Annotated in this window: 1 protein-coding gene; it reads right to left on the reverse strand. The window is 34.4% G+C overall.

Features of this window, described 5'->3' with window-relative positions:
* The coding region (locus HU824_RS19580; protein WP_217994230.1) for a hypothetical protein at window positions 1-194 on the reverse strand (194 nt) is incomplete at its 3' end.
* Between the last annotated feature and the right edge of the window lie 378 nt (window positions 195-572).

The following is a 572-nucleotide window of genomic DNA, read 5'->3' on the forward strand; positions in this document are numbered from 1 at the left end:
GAAGACTCTTCTACCATGTTTTTATAAACCGGAATGTTAAAACAAAAATATTTTCTTGCGGGCATTTTTATTTTATCGGCTGAAAAACAGCCGATAAAATTGTCGTGGCGGAAAATAGAATGATTACCAGTATTCCCTGCCTTGGTGTCGCTGGTGTGGGTTTCCGTGAACAGATGGGGGAGCATTTCCTTCAAGGCCGGATTAAGTTTTTCGAGAACTTCACCAGAAGGAAGACACCAACAATTAGTTAAGAAATATATCTTAAGTTAACTTTGAAAGAGTCTTTTGAGATTTTATACTATGAAAAGTTGTATATATAAAAATGAGAACAGTAGAAATAGAGTATCTATTTTCTGCTGCTCTCATTAGAGTAATAAGCTATTTAGTCAGTTTTGTAATTTAGCCTTTTATTATTTTTATCCACCCTTTATCTTGTTTCTGTTCTCACTACTGTCCAATAAAAGTTAGCTAATCGGTCTTTGAAATTATTGAAATACAGTCTTTTAAGCAGTCCTTTAGAATGAAACGGATTTGAATTCGTAGCTTAGCGGTCAAATTGAAGGCCGCTTATG

Origin of the sequence: Bacteroides sp. L10-4, assembly GCF_013373675.1 — a bacterium.
GTDB lineage: Bacteria > Bacteroidota > Bacteroidia > Bacteroidales > Bacteroidaceae > Bacteroides > Bacteroides muris.